The organism is Vibrio sp. YT-17 (genome assembly GCF_033337375.1).
Classification (GTDB): domain Bacteria; phylum Pseudomonadota; class Gammaproteobacteria; order Enterobacterales; family Vibrionaceae; genus Vibrio; species Vibrio alginolyticus.
Genome location: NZ_JAWOQP010000155.1, coordinates 1 through 1158 on the forward strand (window position 1 = coordinate 1; position 1158 = coordinate 1158).

Here is a 1158-nt window from a genome sequence, read left to right on the forward strand (position 1 = left end):
TTCCCCCCAAAGTTTGGTCATCCCCGCCAAAGTGTCTGAGCCTACCGAAAGCAAGTTACCAACAATGCCAGTGGTTTTATGGTAGTTCGGTAATGGCTTATCTTGAGCAACCGCCATACTCGAACAAATAAGCGCGATACAAGCGATGACTTTACTGACTCGACGTCCCATTATTTCACCACCAAACGACTTGGAAGTACGAACGAGAACTTACTGCCTACACCGACTTCACTTTGAATTTCCAGGTGTGAGTCATGATGGCTCAACGCATGTTTCACAATTGCCAATCCTAAACCACTGCCACCAGTATCGCGTGAACGTGCTTTATCAACTCGGTAGAAACGCTCAGTCAGTCGATGCAAGTGTTGTGGCTCAATACCATCACCACTGTCTTCAACTTCAAGGCACGCACCTTGTGCGGTTTGATACCAACGAACATGAATATTGGCTCCCGGAGGAGTGTACTTCACTGCGTTGTAAACAAGGTTGGAGATCGCGCTGCGCAATTGGTCATCATCTCCAAGCACACGAAGGCTGGTATCGACATCAAACTTGAGTTTATGTTGGTCATCACCACTTAAGCTGATCGCTTCTTTCTCTAAGACTTCAAGCATTGCTGGCACGTTTACGACATCTTCCAACTCATGCATCGGCGCGGCTTCAATCTTAGATAAGGTAAGAAGTTGATTCACTAAGCTGTTCATGCGGTTAAGCTGCTCCGTCATCCCCCCATGCGCTTTAGTCCACATCGGGCCGACGATCATATCTGGGTCTTCCGTCATCTCCAGATAACCTTGTAGTACGGTCATCGGAGTGCGTAGCTCATGAGAAACGTTGGCGAAGAAGTTACGACGCATTCCTTCGAGTTGCTTAAGTTGGCTCACGTCACGCACCACCATCAGGTGTTCACCTTCCGTGTAAGGCACGATACGCAGTTCTAACATACGTTCGACATTCAACGGCGAGCGCATTTCTAGCGGTTCAGAGAAATCTTTTTTATTGAGGTACTTGATGAAATCTGGAGTTCGAATCAGGTTCGAGATAGGTTGACCGGAATCTTCTGGCCAATGGAAGCCTAACAGGTGTTGAGCTAACCGGTTACACCAAACAATGTTGCCTTCCGCGCGAAATACTACGACGGCATCGGGCAATGATTCG

1 protein-coding gene and 1 pseudogene are annotated in these 1158 nt (G+C 47.9%); both read right to left on the reverse strand.

The features are described from left to right. Window positions 1-171, reverse strand: a pseudogene (locus R7F67_RS24605) (phosphate ABC transporter substrate-binding protein); the annotation flags it as partial. Further along, a partial coding sequence (gene phoR, locus R7F67_RS24610) for a phosphate regulon sensor histidine kinase PhoR (protein WP_318057510.1) occupies window positions 171-1158 on the reverse strand: 988 nt, incomplete at its 5' end. The gene phoR and the pseudogene R7F67_RS24605, both read right to left, overlap by 1 nt.